Annotated in this window: 10 protein-coding genes; 6 read left to right on the top strand and 4 right to left on the bottom strand. The window is 45.7% G+C overall.

Features of this window, described 5'->3' with window-relative positions; translation table 11 throughout:
- Positions 1-690: 690 nt before the first annotated feature.
- Positions 691-954, bottom strand: a complete 264-nt coding sequence (locus tag JUB15_RS08560) for a DUF6496 domain-containing protein (RefSeq protein ID WP_207512067.1) — start codon at positions 952-954, stop codon at positions 691-693.
- Between the two features lie 399 nt (positions 955-1,353).
- Here JUB15_RS08560 and JUB15_RS08565 point away from each other — a divergent pair, with 399 nt between their 5' ends.
- Entirely contained in the window at positions 1,354-1,821 is a 468-nt protein-coding gene (locus JUB15_RS08565) for a ferritin-like domain-containing protein (protein ID WP_207512068.1), read from the top strand.
- 221 nt (positions 1,822-2,042) lie between these two features.
- Entirely contained in the window at positions 2,043-2,387 is a 345-nt protein-coding gene (locus JUB15_RS08570; protein WP_207512069.1) for a hypothetical protein, read from the top strand.
- A 180-nt stretch (positions 2,388-2,567) separates the two neighbouring features.
- Here JUB15_RS08570 and JUB15_RS08575 read toward each other — a convergent pair whose 3' ends face one another.
- Positions 2,568-2,714, bottom strand: coding sequence for a lmo0937 family membrane protein (locus JUB15_RS08575; protein WP_205511687.1), 147 nt, complete (start codon positions 2,712-2,714; stop codon positions 2,568-2,570).
- A 213-nt stretch (positions 2,715-2,927) separates the two neighbouring features.
- Between JUB15_RS08575 and JUB15_RS08580 the strand changes: the two genes are divergently transcribed.
- The 3 genes from JUB15_RS08580 to tamL all read left to right on the top strand — a co-directional run bounded on the left by JUB15_RS08580 (position 2,928) and on the right by tamL (position 11,441).
- Positions 2,928-3,854 (top strand): YihY/virulence factor BrkB family protein, encoded by a 927-nt coding sequence (locus JUB15_RS08580; RefSeq protein ID WP_207512070.1) that lies wholly within the window; start codon positions 2,928-2,930, stop codon positions 3,852-3,854.
- A gap of 179 nt (positions 3,855-4,033) precedes the next feature.
- Positions 4,034-9,157, top strand: coding sequence for a translocation/assembly module TamB domain-containing protein (locus JUB15_RS28765; protein ID WP_207512071.1), 5,124 nt, complete (start codon positions 4,034-4,036; stop codon positions 9,155-9,157).
- Positions 9,144-11,441, top strand: a complete 2,298-nt coding sequence (tamL, locus tag JUB15_RS08590) for a translocation and assembly module lipoprotein TamL (protein ID WP_207512072.1) — start codon at positions 9,144-9,146, stop codon at positions 11,439-11,441. Before JUB15_RS28765 ends, tamL begins: the two co-directional genes overlap by 14 nt.
- A 139-nt stretch (positions 11,442-11,580) precedes the next feature.
- On the opposite strand, the gene JUB15_RS08595 is transcribed toward tamL, so the two are convergent.
- Complete coding sequence (locus JUB15_RS08595) at positions 11,581-13,230, bottom strand: hypothetical protein (protein ID WP_207512073.1); 1,650 nt, start codon at positions 13,228-13,230, stop codon at positions 11,581-11,583.
- A 441-nt stretch (positions 13,231-13,671) separates the two neighbouring features.
- Here JUB15_RS08595 and JUB15_RS08600 point away from each other — a divergent pair, with 441 nt between their 5' ends.
- Entirely contained in the window at positions 13,672-14,328 is a 657-nt protein-coding gene (locus tag JUB15_RS08600; RefSeq protein WP_207512074.1) for a porin family protein, read from the top strand.
- 92 nt (positions 14,329-14,420) lie between these two features.
- On the opposite strand, the gene JUB15_RS08605 is transcribed toward JUB15_RS08600, so the two are convergent.
- On the bottom strand, positions 14,421-15,893 hold the full coding sequence (locus tag JUB15_RS08605) for a hybrid sensor histidine kinase/response regulator (protein WP_207512075.1): 1,473 nt from the start codon (positions 15,891-15,893) through the stop codon (positions 14,421-14,423).
- Positions 15,894-15,895: the final 2 nt, after the last annotated feature.

A 15,895-nucleotide genomic window follows, 5' to 3' on the forward strand; every position in this document is an offset into this window, starting at 1 on the left:
TCCAAAAACAACACAAAACCTTCCTTATCTTTTACAAAATGTGTTATATCAAAATATTCAAGTGTCCCTTCCGGTAAAAAATAGCCTAATAATTGTTTTTCCTTATCCAATGTTCCTGTCGTTTAATTTTCGGCAAAAGAACTACTTTATCATAAATCCCCCAACTTTTCAACATGATCCGTAATTGAAATGAGGCAGAATACTCGGTAACGTCAATTGTAAACAGAGAACATTGAATTAATAGTTTGAAGGTGGATAATTAAGCCGCGAAGGCTTCAGTAGCAAAAGTCCGGAAGAATGTACACTCACATGAGTGCGATCTTTCCGGACTTTTTTTTCGTATAATCTGCATAGCCGCATCGCATATTAGTCTGCAGAGAAGGCCCTGTGATATCAAAGTTGTGTATGCGACAACAGTGTTTGCTGGCTGTCATTGGGCAGCTGAAGTAGTAGCAAGTCACAATGGTGGTGTTTTGCCATGGCATCATAGAAGCTGATGCCAGGGGACGGCCTCTTTAATACCAATGGTAATTGGAATGCAGGCAGGAAAATAACATCAGCGCCCGGGCAACAAGATGAAAAATATTCATTCATGCAGGTGAGAGCCGCCGGATGATGATGAAGGATGAGCAGTCCCGGCATTGCCGCGCTAATGTATCAACGTTATCAACCGATCAACGCTGTTAACTTTTATGAACTTTTTTTCCTGGCTGTACTTCTTCTCTTACCTGCTGTTTTCTTTTTCGCCGTTGTTCCTCTTTTTTTTGCTGCTTTCTTTTTCTTGGGAGCCGGCACTTTCGCACCTTTCTTCCTGGCTTCAGATAATCCAATGGCAATTGCCTGTTTACTGCTGGTTACTTTTTTACCACTTCTGCCACTACGTAAGGTGCCTTTCTTTTTGCGACGCATGGCGCTTCCCACACTGCTCTGCGATTTTTTTGAATATCTTGCCATAGCTGTTCTTTTTAATTAGCTGAATAATAATACCAATAATGAAGGCGAAAATTACCATGCCATCAGCCTGGTTTTTTGTATCCATGTTACATAATACAGTTTGTTGACGATGCTTCAGTAAAATGTAGAAGCGGTTTCCCATTCAAATATCTGCTGTAACATAGCTGCCTGTAAAACAGGGCGGAATAATTTTTTAATTAACTATAGGGTCATTAAGCTTACGTGGTGTTTGCCGTGGATCATGAATGAACATCCATAGTAAATACGTAGTTGGTAAGCCTTCTGAATATGTCCGGCAGCAGTTGGATGCTGGCTTAACCAGAATTACGTGTGATGCATCACGTTGTATAAACCTTACATATTCTTACAATTAATTGGAAACTTAAAAAATGATTTGACATGGCACAAAATAATGAAGTAATTGAAGTATTGAACGATCTTATCAGAATCAATAATGATCGTACTGCAGGCTACACAAGAGCTGCAGAAGATACTAAAATTGTAGACGTTGATCTTAGAACGATCTTCGAACGGATGGCAGATGAAAGCCGTCAGAATGCCATTGAGTTAACATCCCAGGTAGGTAGATTGGGTGGTGAACCCGCAACCGGCACCACTACTTCAGGTAAATTATACAGAGCATGGATGAACGTAAAGGATATGTTTACTGGTAAGGACAGGCACGCTTTGCTGGCCTCCTGCGAGTATGGCGAAGATGCCGCTCAACGGGCATACGAAGACGCACTTTCTTCCGACGCTCCATTGCCAACCGATGTAAGACAATTGATCGTTAGTCAGAAAGCGACCCTGAAAAATGCCCATGACATGATCAAAAAGTACAGGGATATGCATGAAATTGCTAAATAATTCTAAAATAGTGGCTTTAGTACTGTAGAGCAAAAACGCAGGCCGGGTAAGATCTCTTATCTGGCCTGTTTGTTTTATAGATGTTGATCTAACACCAAATTGTTGAAAATATATTGGAAAATTAGCATGTATGTGTGGAAATAAATACACTTTTTGGTTAAAAAGACCCTGAAATGCGGTGGCAAACGTTTTTCTAATAATGTTTATGCAAATTCAACGGTATGAAAGCAGACATTAACAGCTCAACCCCTTATATCCAAAGCATGGTGTCGTGTTTGAGCAAAGTGGTTGATGATGGTTACAAAGAAGACTTTGTAGCCACCAAGGAAGGGTTAGAGTCATCCAGTACCCGCAAGCTCTACGGACCAAATGAAGTAAAAGTGATCACCTCCTTCCGTTTCGAAGGTTTTTCCGACCCCCACGATAGCGCCGTCCTGTACGTGTTAGAAACATCTGATGGGGTAAAAGGAACTTTGATAGATGGTTGTGGAAATTTAGCCGATCCGTTCGTATATAAGTTCATTTTGGATGTAGAGGCAAGGAACGAAAAGGTTCTGATCAACTGACCTAAGGTTTTCCATCATATATACATAGGTAATACAGGGCTGTCCCGAATGTATCGGGATAGCCTTTTTTGTTTTTTAAGCGTTAGTAGGCTGGCGGCAATACATGTAAAAGTAAAAAGCCCCGACGTAACTACCGTCGGGGCTGGCTTTGATTGAGACTTTTCTATATAAAGGATAAAACTACGTGCTACGCATTAAGCCAAGGATCAACGAAATTACGGCCAGTACGATTAAAACGTGTATTAAGCCACCTGCACTATATACAAAGAAACCTAACAACCAGCCAATTACTAAGATCACTGCAATTAAATACAATATACTTCTCATGGTGAACAATTTTAGGTTGCATAATAATGTAGTAGTAATAAAAATATATTGCCAGCAAACACGCCATATTTCTTGTTGAAATCATTGCACGCGCCTTGCTTCTTGTTGAAATCATTACTTCAGCTGGGTGATCGGTGTAGAAACAAATACTCATTGAAAGAGCCGCCGGTATAAGCACATTAAACGGGAACGTTCTTTTTACTGGTACGGGATATGATCATTATTAATATAATGGCAAATACCTGGAAAATCTTTAAGCAGTCGGTTACTGAGTTTTTAGACGACAACTGTATCAAGCTCAGTGCTTCCTTATCTTATTATACCATTTTTGCCCTGGGACCCACTTTGATCATCATCATTTCATTTGCCGGTATCTTTCTGGGGCGCGAAGCCGTAGAAGGTAAATTATATGATCAGATAAAAAACCTGATCGGAAGCGCGGCGGCTTTGCAGGTGCAGAACATCATAGCCAATGTGCAAACGAATCAGCAGACCGTGCTGGCAGCCATCATCGGGTTTGTATTGCTTATTCTGGGCGCTACCGGGGTGTTTGTAGAAATACAGGGATCAATCAATTATATCTGGTCAATTCGGGCGAAACCAAAAAAAGGCTGGCTCAAATTCATTACCAACCGCCTCATTTCATTTTCACTGGTTATTAGCTGCGGATTCATTTTACTCGTATCACTGGTATTAAACGCGTTAATGGAACTGTTGAATGAAAAGCTGCAGTTGTATTTCAAGAGTGTGACCATAGTCGTGTTCTACATCCTGAACCAGGTCTTGATCTTTGCAGTGATCACCGCCCTGTTTGCCATTATTTTTAAAGTACTGCCCGATGCCACCATCCGGTGGAGAGATGCTTCTGTTGGCGCCGGGTTTACGGCCCTGTTGTTCATGGCAGGTAAATTCCTGATAAGTTTATATATCGGGAATTCCAATGTGGGTTTAACGTATGGGGCTGCCGGTTCTATTATCGTCATCCTGGTATGGGTGTATTATTCTTCCCTGATCCTGTATTTCGGCGCTGAGTTCACGAAAATATACTCCATCCATCACGGGGCAGGCATAAAACCCACAAACACAGCCGTATTCATTATAAAACACGAAGCAAAAGAGATCGGAGAGTCGAAGATATAACCGACGTAGATTTTTTTCTACATCGCTAAACCTGCCCGTAATTCACACTTACTATTATTTCAATCCATGTAATGGCATAGGTATTTATAGTTTATAAACGTAACGCTCGATGTAAGTATCCTGGCTGCCATAGAAGTTCACTGTTGGATGAAAGGATACAGTACTCTAAAGCTAATGATGTGAAGAAAGCGGCTAAAATAACGCTGAAGATATTCCTGTGGATCTTTGTTGGTCTGCTATTGATAGCAGTGCTGGTACAAACGCCACCCGTCCAGAATTTTGCCCGTAAAAAAGTACAGGCATGGCTGCAACAAAAGCTGGATACCCGGTTCGAGATCGGGAAAATTCGTATTGGATTTCCTTCCTCCGTCGTCCTGGATCAGATCTATGTCGAAGATAAAACGAAAGACACCCTGTTGTATGGCGGCCGCATCAAGGTCAACATCCAGCTGCTCAAACTGCTGAACAATGAGGTACGCATCGGCGACCTGCGGCTGCAGGATATGACTGCCAAAATAAAACGGCAGTTGCCAGATACCGTATATAACTTTCAATTTCTTATCGACGCTTTTGTAGTTGAAAATAAAAAGCCCGCCCAGCCCGCAGATACAGCCGCATTGAAAATGAGCCTTGACCATTTGTATCTCGATAACATTCGTTTCCTGTACAAAGACACCATCACCGGTAATGACTGGGCCATTCAGTTAAAACATTTCGACAGCCGGATCAGTGAATTTGATCCGCAAAAGCAGGTCTTTAGTATACCCGCCATAAACCTCGATGGCTTAACTGCCCGTCTGTATCAGTATAAACCGCTTGTGACCGTAGAAGACGTAGTAGCCAATGATTCCGCGGTAGCGCCCATGCCGGCCATCAATCTGAAGCAGGTGCAGCTGAAGAACATTGATGTCGAATACAGGAACGATGTGTCGGCCCTGTATACCCACGCCAAAATGAAGAACCTGGACACCCGCGTTAATACGACTGACCTGAATGGACGCCGCATTATTCTTGATCAGCTTCAGTTGCTGGGGTCTGAAACCCGGGTAACCATGGGTAAAACAGCTGCGGCCAAACTGGTTGCCGAAAAAGCAAAGACAGAAGCCAAAGATGTGGTTGCCCAAAGCTGGTTTGTGAATGCGAAAAATATAAATATCCAGAAAACATTTTTCCAGTTTGACGATGAGAACCAGCCCCGCCAGAAACAGGTGCTGGATTATGGACATTTGCAAGCAAGCGATCTTACGCTTCAGGCGCGTAACGTGCTAATGAACAAAGACTCCATAACCGCTTCTGTACAGCAGGTGGCGTTCAAAGAGCAAAGCGGGTTTACCTTGCAGGAGCTGCGCGGTGATTTTATGTACACCGGCCAAAAAGTGCGTATCGACCGGTTGTTGGTGCAAACCCCCGGCACCCGGATAAAACATACCATCCACCTCGATTACCCTTCCCTGGAAAGCATACAGAAAGATATTGGCAGCCTGCAGGTAAAAGCCGTGCTGCCCGGCTGTTATGTTTCCAATAAAGACATTCTCTATTTTGTTCCGGCGCTCAGGAGCCAGCCAGCATTTAGTGACCCGGCTACCGTTTTTTCCATTAATGCCGATGTCCAGGGCCGCGTGAACCGGCTTACCGCCCGCATATTACAGGTAAGTGGCTGGAACGATACCAGGCTCGATGTAGCCGGTACCATCGTGGGCCTGCCCGATATAAATAAACTGTATGGCGATGTGCGGATCAAAGAAGTTCGTACCACCCGGAAAGATGCCCAACGATTCCTGCCTAAAGAAGTACTTGCGCAGATAGATATTCCTGCCAGTGTGCAGCTTACAGGTACTGTTAAAGGGAACGGGCAACAAATGCAAACCGATTTACAGGTGAAATCTTCCTCGGGCAATATTGCCTTGAACGGCACTATGGCCAATTACCAGGATGTGAAGGCAGCTACTTACGATATGGAGGTACAGGTACAGCAGGTGCAGGCAGGAGCTATCTTGAAAAACCCCGGTTTGCAAACAGTATCTGCTAACGTGGAGGCGCAGGGCAAAGGGTTAACGCTGGAAACAGCCGACGCCAGGTTGAAAGGAACGGTAGCTTCCGTAGTATTTCAGAAGTACAATTACCAAAACATAAATCTGGATGGAACGATCAAAGACCAGCAGGCCAAAGCGAACCTGAGTGTGATAGATGAGAACATTCGGCTGGCCGGTAATATCGGCGTGAACCTGGCCCTGGCCGAACCGGCGCTGGTGGCCGACGTTATGGTCGACAGCATTAAAACCAAACCGCTCAATTTAACACCCCAGGATCTGGTGTATCGCGGAAGGATCACTGCCGACATGCCGAGTATCAATCCCGACAGTTTGCACGGCGATGTAAAGATCATTCATTCACTACTGGTAGTAGGCAAAGACCGCTTGCAGCTGGATACGATCACCGTGGAAGCCAGGCAGTCCGGCGACAGCAGCCGGCTCACTTTGGAAAGTGATATTGCCAAAGCAGCCCTCACGGGCAAGTATCAGTTAACAGCGCTTGGCACTATTTTCATGCAGGCCGTACAGCCATATTTTGCGGTTATGCCCAAACAACCAGCCGATACGGCCATTATAAAGCCCTATAATTTCCGGATGGCTGTGTATGCCCGGGATAATCCTGCACTGAAAGCCGCGCTGCCTACGCTACAGCGGTTTCAGTCGTTACAGTTGACCGCGCATTTCGCCAGTGACAGCGGCTGGCAGGCTAACGCACAGGTGCCTATACTAGCCATGAGCGGTATGGCCATAGATGATTTGCAGCTGGATGCCGGCGTTCGCGACAGTGCCCTGTACCTGAACACCACCGTGAAACAACTCCAGTTCGGCGGCAATACAGTGCACAATGCGTTTGTATGCGCCAATGCGGCAAAAAACAAAGTCGATTTTCTCACCCGCTTCCACGACCAGACAGGCCGCATACAATATGCTATTCCCGGCGTTATGCACCAACCACAATTTGGTGTGTATGACATCAGCCTGAAAACGGACAGCCTGTTATTGAATTATGACCTGTGGACTGTGGCGCCTGATAACAAAATACATATCGGAAAGAACGATCTGCGCGTGACCAATTTTATGCTGAACCACAACTTTCAACAGTTCAGCCTGAAAAGCCAGGGCAACATGGTGAATGCGCCTGCAGAGGCCAGCTTTACCAGTTTCCAGATCTCAACGCTGGCAGATTTCGCTACCTCAGACACGCTGGCTGTGGACGGAACACTCGATGGCGAGATCTTGTTATACAACCTCACCACACAACCGCTTTTCTCCGGGGATATGACCATCACCAACCTCAATTTCCAGCACGATACCGTAGGCAATGTTATTGTGAAGGCAAAGAATACCACCCCGCAGATCATTAATGCCGATGTTTTGTTGACCGGCCGCGGCAACCATGCCACCGTGAAAGGAGATTTTTATCTGAAGCCGGTGAATGGAAATGATTTCAAATTCAAAGTGTCGCTCGATACATTGAACATGGCCTCTATAGAAGGAGCAACCCAGGGCGCCATAAAAGATGCATCAGGCCGTATTACCGGTCAGTTCGATGTTTCGGGTTCGTTTGCAAAACCAAATGTGAACGGGGCGCTCAGCTTCAAACAAACAAATCTGAACCTGAGCATGCTTAACAGTTTGTTCCATATTGAAGATGAAACGATCACCGTGAATAACCAGGGCATCCGGTTCGACAGTTTTATAATAGAAGACTCTGCCAGGAACAAAGCCACCATTGATGGCATGGTATATACGACCGATTTTGCAAAATACCGGTTCGACCTCTCGCTGCGCGCCAATAACTTCCGCGCCATGAACAGCACCAAACAACAGAACAGGTTATATTATGGCCAGCTCATCTTCAGCAGTAATATGAAAGTGAAGGGAACAGCCGAACAACCTGTTATTGATGGAAGCATCACCATCGCCGATAAAACGAATGTAACGGTGGTATTGCCGCAGCAGGACCCATCGGTTGTGAAAAGGGAGGGCATTGTACAATTTGTAGATATGGATGCGCCCGAAAACGATACGTTGTTTAACAATGCCATGGCCGGATTTGATTCCCTGAATAGGTCAGGCTTACGGGGACTGGATATCACTGCCAACCTGGAAATTAAAAAAGAAGCCATATTCAGCATGGTGGTAGATGAAGGCAATGGCGACTTCATTCGCATGCAGGGTGAGGGATTGCTGTCTGGCGGTATAGATCCCAGCGGTAAAACGACCCTTACAGGTTCCTATGAGATCCAGAATGGCGCCTATGAGTTAAGTTATAATTTTTTAAAGCGGCGCTTCGAAATACAGCAGGGCAGCAAGATCGTTTGGAATGGCGAGCCTACCAAGGCCGACCTGGATGTTACGGCTATCTATAAGACCAAGGCAGCGCCGATGGACCTGGTAAAGAACCAGATCGCCGAAGAAGAAGCCAATACCCGTAATGCTTACCTGCAGCGGCTGCCGTTTGAGGTATTGCTGAAATTACAGGGTGAATTATTACAACCACAGATCAGTTTTGACATTCAATTACCGGAAGAAAGCAATGAGGTTTCAAAAGGAACCGCCACTACCATCAACTACCGGCTTACCCAGTTGCGGCAGGAGCCTTCAGAGTTGAATAAACAGGTGTTCTCCCTGTTGCTGTTGAACCGCTTTGTTGGTGAGAACCCGTTTGAAAGCAGCGCAGGCGGATTAACAGCCGAATCATTTGCCCGCCAAAGCGCCAGCAAACTGCTGACCGAACAATTGAATCGGCTGGCCGGTGATCTGGTGCAGGGCGTTGATATCAATTTCGACGTCACCTCGTTCGACGATTATTCAACGGGTACTGCCCAAACCCGTACCGATATGAACGTGGCCCTGTCGAAACGGCTCATGAATGACCGTTTAACGGTAACCGTCGGCAGCAATTTTGAACTGGAAGGCGCCCGAAACACCAACCGCAGCTCGAGTAATATTGCCGGCAACGTAGCCGTTGATTACAGCCTCAGCAGGGACCGCCGGTACATGTTAAGGGCATACCGCAAAAATGAATACGAAGGCGTTATTGAAGGTTACGTGATAGAAACAGGCGTAGGATTTATTATTACCCTTGATTATAATAAATTCAGAAACCTGTTCCTGAGCAAAAAGGCCCGTGAAGAAAGGCGCCAGCGGATCAGGGAGGCCCGTGAAGAACGGCAGCAACAGCAGCAACAGGAAGCACCTGCTCCACCCCAAACACATATTCCATCACCTGAAAACAGGGAATTCATAAGGCGTGAAGACAGCTAGATATACATATTATGCTTTGCTGGTGCTAAGTTTATTGACCCTTTATTCATGTTCCAGCACTAAAAACCTGCCTGCCGGTGACGCATTGTATACAGGTGCGCGCATAGATATTAAGGACAATAAGGTATCGAAGAAAAAGAAAAAGGCCTTGCGCAGTCAGCTGAGTTCATTAACGCGGCCGGTGCCTAATCAACGGTTCTTGGGCATACCTTTTAAATTATACATCTACAACAAGTTTGCGAAAGCTAAAAAAGGCCCGGGTAAATGGATCCGGGAAAAATGGGGGCAGCGGCCTGTTCTGCTGAGCGATGTGAACCTTAACACCAACGTGCAGGTCCTGCAAAACTATTTGATAAATAAAGGATATTTCCATGCACAGGTAGCGGGCGATACCACCGTAAAAAATAAAAAGGCGTCTGCCGACTATGCTGTGCAAACAAGCGATCAGTACCATATAGATAAAGTGGAGTTCAGAGGCGACAGTTCCGTGCTGCCCCAGACCATCCGCGAAACAATGCCGAAAACACTGCTGAAGCCGAACGATCCGTTCGATCTGCAGGTGGTGACTACAGAAAGAACACGCATTGATAATTATCTTAAGGAACATGGATTTTATTTCTTTAGTCCCGATTACCTGCTTGTAAAAGCAGATACAACCGTAGGCAATAACAAGGTTGATCTGTTCATGACGGTTAAGCCCGAGACGCCTGCAGATGCCAGGAAAGTGTTTCGCATTAAGGATGTGTTCATATACACCGGATTCAACCTGGAGCCCGGGCAAATGGATACCAGCAAGAGGGGCGCCACTTTCTATAAAGGGTATTATGTGGTTGACAGGCGGAAAATATATAAGCCAAAACTTTTCCAGCAGTCCATGGCGTTTGACTCGGGCGATGTATACAATCGTACAGACCACAATGCCAGCATCAGCCGGTTGATCAGCATGAATATCTTCAAGTTTGTGAAGAACCGGTTCGAGGTAGTGCCGAATACCGATTCGGCCTTGTTGAACTCATTCTATTACCTGACAAGGCTGCCTAAGAAATCGTTACGGGTGGAGCTGAACGGACTTACCAAATCAAATAACCTCACCGGTTCAAATGTTACCATCGCCTGGCGAAACCGTAATGCATTCCGGGGCGGCGAACAGTTTGTGGTAAGAGCATCGGCGGGTTTCGAATTACAATATAGCGGGCAGTTCAAAGGATATAATACCTTCCGGTTCGGGTTGGAACCTTCTCTTTCCTTCCCGCGGTTCCTGGTGCCTTTCTTTAACTTCAATACCAAAGGCGGATTCCTGCCCCGCACAACAATAACGTTAGGGTATGATGTGCTGCAACGGCAAAAGTTATATACCATGAATTCGATCAGGGGCAGTTATGGGTTTACCTGGAAGGAATCATTGGAAAAAGAACATGAGTTGAATCCCATTGAGATCAATTATGTTCAACCGGTTGATATTACCTCGGAATTTACTGACAGCGCCAAGAACAATCCTTCGCTGTACACAACGATCGACACGCAATTCATCCTCGGCTCGTCTTATTCTTATACCTATACGAATGTGCTTAATTACCGGCCGGTGAATGGTTTTTATTTGAATGCCGGCATCGACCTCTCGGGTAATATTGCCGGACTGGCCATGGGCGCCAACATCAATAAAGGCGACACGGCCAAAATACTGGGTAAACAGTTTTCTCAATACACGCGGTTGCAGGGCGATTTCCGTTTTTACCGGAAAGTAGGCGAGAAGAGCGTTTGGGCTAACCGGATCTTTACCGGTATTGGTATTCCGTATGGCAACTCGAGTGCACTGCCCTATATAAAACAATTCTTTTCGGGCGGTAACAACAGTATAAGGGCCTTCAGAAGCCGCTCCGTTGGTCCTGGAACCTATCAAGGGCCGCAAAATGCCGGACTGCTGGCTGAACAGCCGGGCGATATAAAGCTTGAGCTCAACACAGAATTGCGTTTCCCGATAGTTGGTATTGTTCAGGGAGCTGTGTTTATAGATGCCGGTAATGTGTGGTTGTTCAATGAAGATAAAAACAAGCCGGGTTCGTTATTCACCAATAAATTCATAAATGAGCTGGCTATGGGAACAGGCGCCGGTGTACGGTTCGACCTGAACTTCCTGGTATTACGGTTCGATCTCGCTTTTCCTATTCGTAAGCCCTGGTTGCCGGAAGGAGAGCGCTGGGTGCTGGGTCAGTTTGATTGGGGTAATAGTGAGTGGCGCAAACAGAATCTGGTCTTTAACCTCGCGATTGGGTATCCGTTCTGAGCAGTTCAGTTATTTAGTTATTCAGTTAATGAGTTGTTGAGTTAGTATTTCCGATTGACGATTGACAATGGTGGGTTGTCGACTGACGACTGACGATTGCCAATTGACGACTGACGATTGTCGACTGACGATTCCCCCCCTACAAAGGCAGCCCGCCGGTAATACCAAGCGTGTTCTGCACGCCCTTAAAGATCGATTTCCAGATGAGATTGAAGATAGACGCACTAACATCTCTTGGGTGAGAAATTGAAACAATGCGTTCCACGTCATTCTTTTTGCCAGGGTTGGCGTCGAGGATCGCCATATTGGCCAGTAAGGTCACCATTTTCCTGTTTTTTATTTCTTTTTCTTCCTGGTCCTTTTTCAGGATCTTGATCTTAAGATCGTTGTATAACAGCCTTACGATCCCCCTGGCGTTGTAGTCGTTGCCAATGAGATTAAAGTCGAGGCTGTTGATATTACCAGAATTGATTTCTACCATGGCCATTGGCTTGCTTAAGCGGTTGAAGATGGTAGCATCTGTTGACTTCAAGCTACCGTTCACGGCAAACCTGCCCTTATTATTGCCATAGTAAAGCTTCAGCGTTGCAGTAAGCGGTATACTGCTAAGTAAGCGGCTGTTAAAGTGTATGGTGAAGACATTATTTTTACGGATATCTTTGCGGCGGCTGGTAACATTGTGCAGGGTGGCATATACGTTGTCGAACACCAGCACGCCGCTGCTCCCGGTTTTTGGCACTTTTTCCTTGTACTCAATATATCCATCCTGTACAATCACTTTTTTGAGGGCAAGATCAATGGGTATTTTCAGAAGCTCCTGTTGTGGATAATGCCCCACTTTGCTTACTGTTCTAAGAGGATACGACCTGTCTCTCGCTATTTTAAAGCTCGTCTTCGAAACAGACAATTCATCGGCGATGAGGTTGCCGTTCAACAGTTCCCGGACATCTATGTTTTTAAACAGCAGATTGTGCAGGTCAACGTCGAACCTGTCGGTTTGCCATTTGGCTGCGCGCAAAAAGGCCGCCTCGCCTAATAAAGGGGTAATCTGTGCCTTCTTTATTGCAAATGATCTGTCCTTCGATTGCAGGGTCAGATCGGTGAACTGATAATGATACAACTGATTGGAGCGCCGTAGCAGTAATTTATTGACATCCAGGGATGCGCTTTGGGCAAATAATATACGGGTAGAATCGGTGCTCGTACTATCACTGATATCGATATGATGCAGTTGTGCATTTATTTTCAGACCGCTGAAAACAGTGTCGCCTTTAGGCCAGCGGCATATGTGGTAATCTGCATCAGCAAGAATGATGGTGTCTACCTTGATCTTTTGCAGTCCACGCAGCAGTACCTGGTATATTTTATCGGTAGTGGGCGTTGTGTCGTTGTTTTTAGCGCCACGACGGTTGTTGTACATTGTTACCACCGGCCTGGTTAATTTTATCTTGGTAGCTATTACCTCTTTGTTCAGTACAGCCGCATCAGTTTGCACGCCGGTGACGTGTAATTCAGCTACTTTAACGCGTAATAAGTTCCTGGGGAGCGTGCTGTCTGTAGGCTTTTTGTAAGTAGAGTCGGGGATCAGCTGCAGGTTCCTGATCACGATCTCGCCTTCTACTTCATCTATGTCGATGGTGTCGTAGGTGATCCGGTAAAGGCTGTCTGACTTCAGGAATACGAACTGGGGAACTTTTTCAAGCAGGAATTCCTTGCGCCATTTTTTATAGTATATAAGGCCTCCGGCAACAAGAAGGACAAGGATGAGCAGGAAGAATAGCTTTTTCATTTGTATGTATTTAGGGGTGTTGCCAATGGTGATGATTTATGTCATATTTTTATTTCGTTTGTCAGATACCGGTATATTACAAATTATTCATAACAAATTGCTTTATCCTGCGTCCGGCGCGCGAGGTTTTGTTGAATACAAATCCTATCCACACAAGCACATGCCCCGCTCCGCACAATAAACAAACGTTTATCATGGCTACGAAAACTGCTTTTATCCAATTAAAAAACTTGTTCATATCTTTTGGTGATTAGGTTTCGTCCTATATAAAAAATTATTGTGCCTGCCTTAGGGATGGTGAAATGAACTAACCATTTTGTGGCATTCTATGAGGATATATTTCCTCAGGGAAAACGCTGAAACCCGCTGCAGTGCTGTGTTTACGGCGGGGGCATAGGAATTTTAACCAATAATTGAAAAAAGGATCGAAAAATTTTTCTTATGAAAAAGATTATGTGTGCTGCCTTATTATCGGCCGCGATTTTAACAGGAACCAGTGCCTTGGCACAAGTGCAACAGACACCAGATGAAAGTGACTTATCCCCTAAGTTCGGTATCAAGGGAGGCGTAAACCTCACCAACATGTATGTGCAGGATGTGTCGGATGAGAACATGAAAGTTGGATTCAATGCCGGCTTTTTTGCGAAACTGCCTATTACAAGAGGTTTCTCCATTCAACCAGAACTATTGTATACAAGCAAGGGAGCGAAAGAAACCTATGATAATTTCATTCAGGGAGAAGGAGAGTACAGGTTCAACCTGAACTATATTGAATTGCCGGTACTGGCTGTAATTAACCTGGCCAAAAATTTCAATGTACATGTTGGCCCTTACATATCCTATCTCGCAGCTGCGAATATCAAAGACCTGGAAGATGACGGCACGATAGAGGATATTACTGATCTGGATGCCGAGAATTTTAACCGGTTCGATTATGGTGTTGCCGGCGGGCTTGGCATAGATATTTCTAACTTTACCATAGGTGCCCGTTACAGTTATGGCTTAAGAGAGATTGGGAAGTCCGGTAGCCTGTCCGGAGAATTGACAAGAGATTCGAAGAACAGCGCTATCTCTCTATATATCGGATTAGGATTTTGAGCGATACGGGTTTGAGGATTCAAGGAAAAAGCTGCTTCCCAAAGGGAGGCAGCTTTTTTTCATACGCACATGTAGCTTTGAGGACCTTATTGTTATTGTTCGTCTCGTATATTGGCCACTTCCTGGTTCTTGGGGAACGTAATGATGAACGATGTACCCACATTCAAAGTAGATTTTACGTCGATGGTTCCCTTGTTCGATTGTATGATGTTCAACGTGCTCGCAAGCCCCAGTCCCATCCCGTTGCGTTTGGAAGTAAAATAAGGTTCAAACAGCCGCGAAATGTTTTCTTCACTGATGCCGCAACCATTGTCACTGATAATAATGCTTGGGTCGGGATCGTCATTGATCACTACAGATATTCTTCCCTGTTTATGGTGTATGGCTTCCGTAGCATTGATCAGGATGTTGGAAAAGGCAAGCTTTAACTTTTCCTTATCTACAGTTACTACCACCGGTACGTCGGGATATTTGATCTCGAGCTTTATTCGTTGCAGCGTCAGCCGGTCAATGGCGTCGAGTATACTTTCGTCCATGACGCTTTGCAGCACATGGCGTTCCATTTTCATTTCCGCCGGCCGCGATGAGTTCAACAGCTCCGTGATCAGCGCTCCAATGCGGTTGCTGTTGCGCTGAATGATCTCCAGGTAGGTTGAACCGTTTTCATCGCCGCCTGCCTCTTCGCGCAGGTGCTCTACCGACAGATTGATATTGTTCAAAGGATTTCGCACTTCGTGGGCCAGGGTGCGTACCAGCCGGCCGGTGGCGGCCAGTTTTTCTATTTGCAGGGTAGCTTTTTCTGCCTTTTTAAGGTTGGTGATGTCATGCACAATACCCTGCATATAATCCTGGTTGTTGTTATCGGTTTCCAGCGATGCTGAAATGATACAGATGCGGTGTTCGCCCTGTTTCGTGCGGATCTCCGCTTCCAGGTCATTCACTTCCTGGCGTTCGGTGAACAGGTACCTGAACCGTTCTTCTTCTTTCTTTTGAATGAACAGGTCATAAATGTTTATCTGCATCAGCTCCTCGCGGGTATAGCCTACGAGGTCGGTGGTAGCGCTGTTCACATCTTTGAACCGGCCCTCGCGGTCGGCGGTGAACACCATATCTTTCGAGCGCTCGAACATATTGCGGTACTTGCGCTCATTGGCCCTCAGGGCCTTAACAGAGGCCGATCTGTCGAGGGCATAGCGAATGGAGCGTTCTAATTTTTCCTCGTTCAATTCGCCTTTTACCAGGTAATCCATGGCGCCCACCCGCATCGCTTCCATATCTACCGTGTGGTTGCCTTTACCGGTTAATAAGATCACCGGTTCTTCACAGCCGGCGGCGATACCTTCCTTCAACAGATCGAGCCCGGTCTTGGCGCCCAGGCGATAGTCGATGAAATAAATATCAAACGCCCGGCTTTTCATTTGTTCAAGCGCATCCTTATAGGAATAGCACCAGTTGGTTGAAAAACCCGATGACGGAATATTGCGTATGAGATCACTGGTAATTAAAAAATCATCCTCATCATCATCTACAATGAGAATGCGGGCCTGTAAATTGGATACTATCATCA

Origin of the sequence: Longitalea luteola (genome assembly GCF_017356035.1) — a bacterium.
Classification (GTDB): Bacteria; Bacteroidota; Bacteroidia; order Chitinophagales; family Chitinophagaceae; genus Niastella; species Niastella luteola.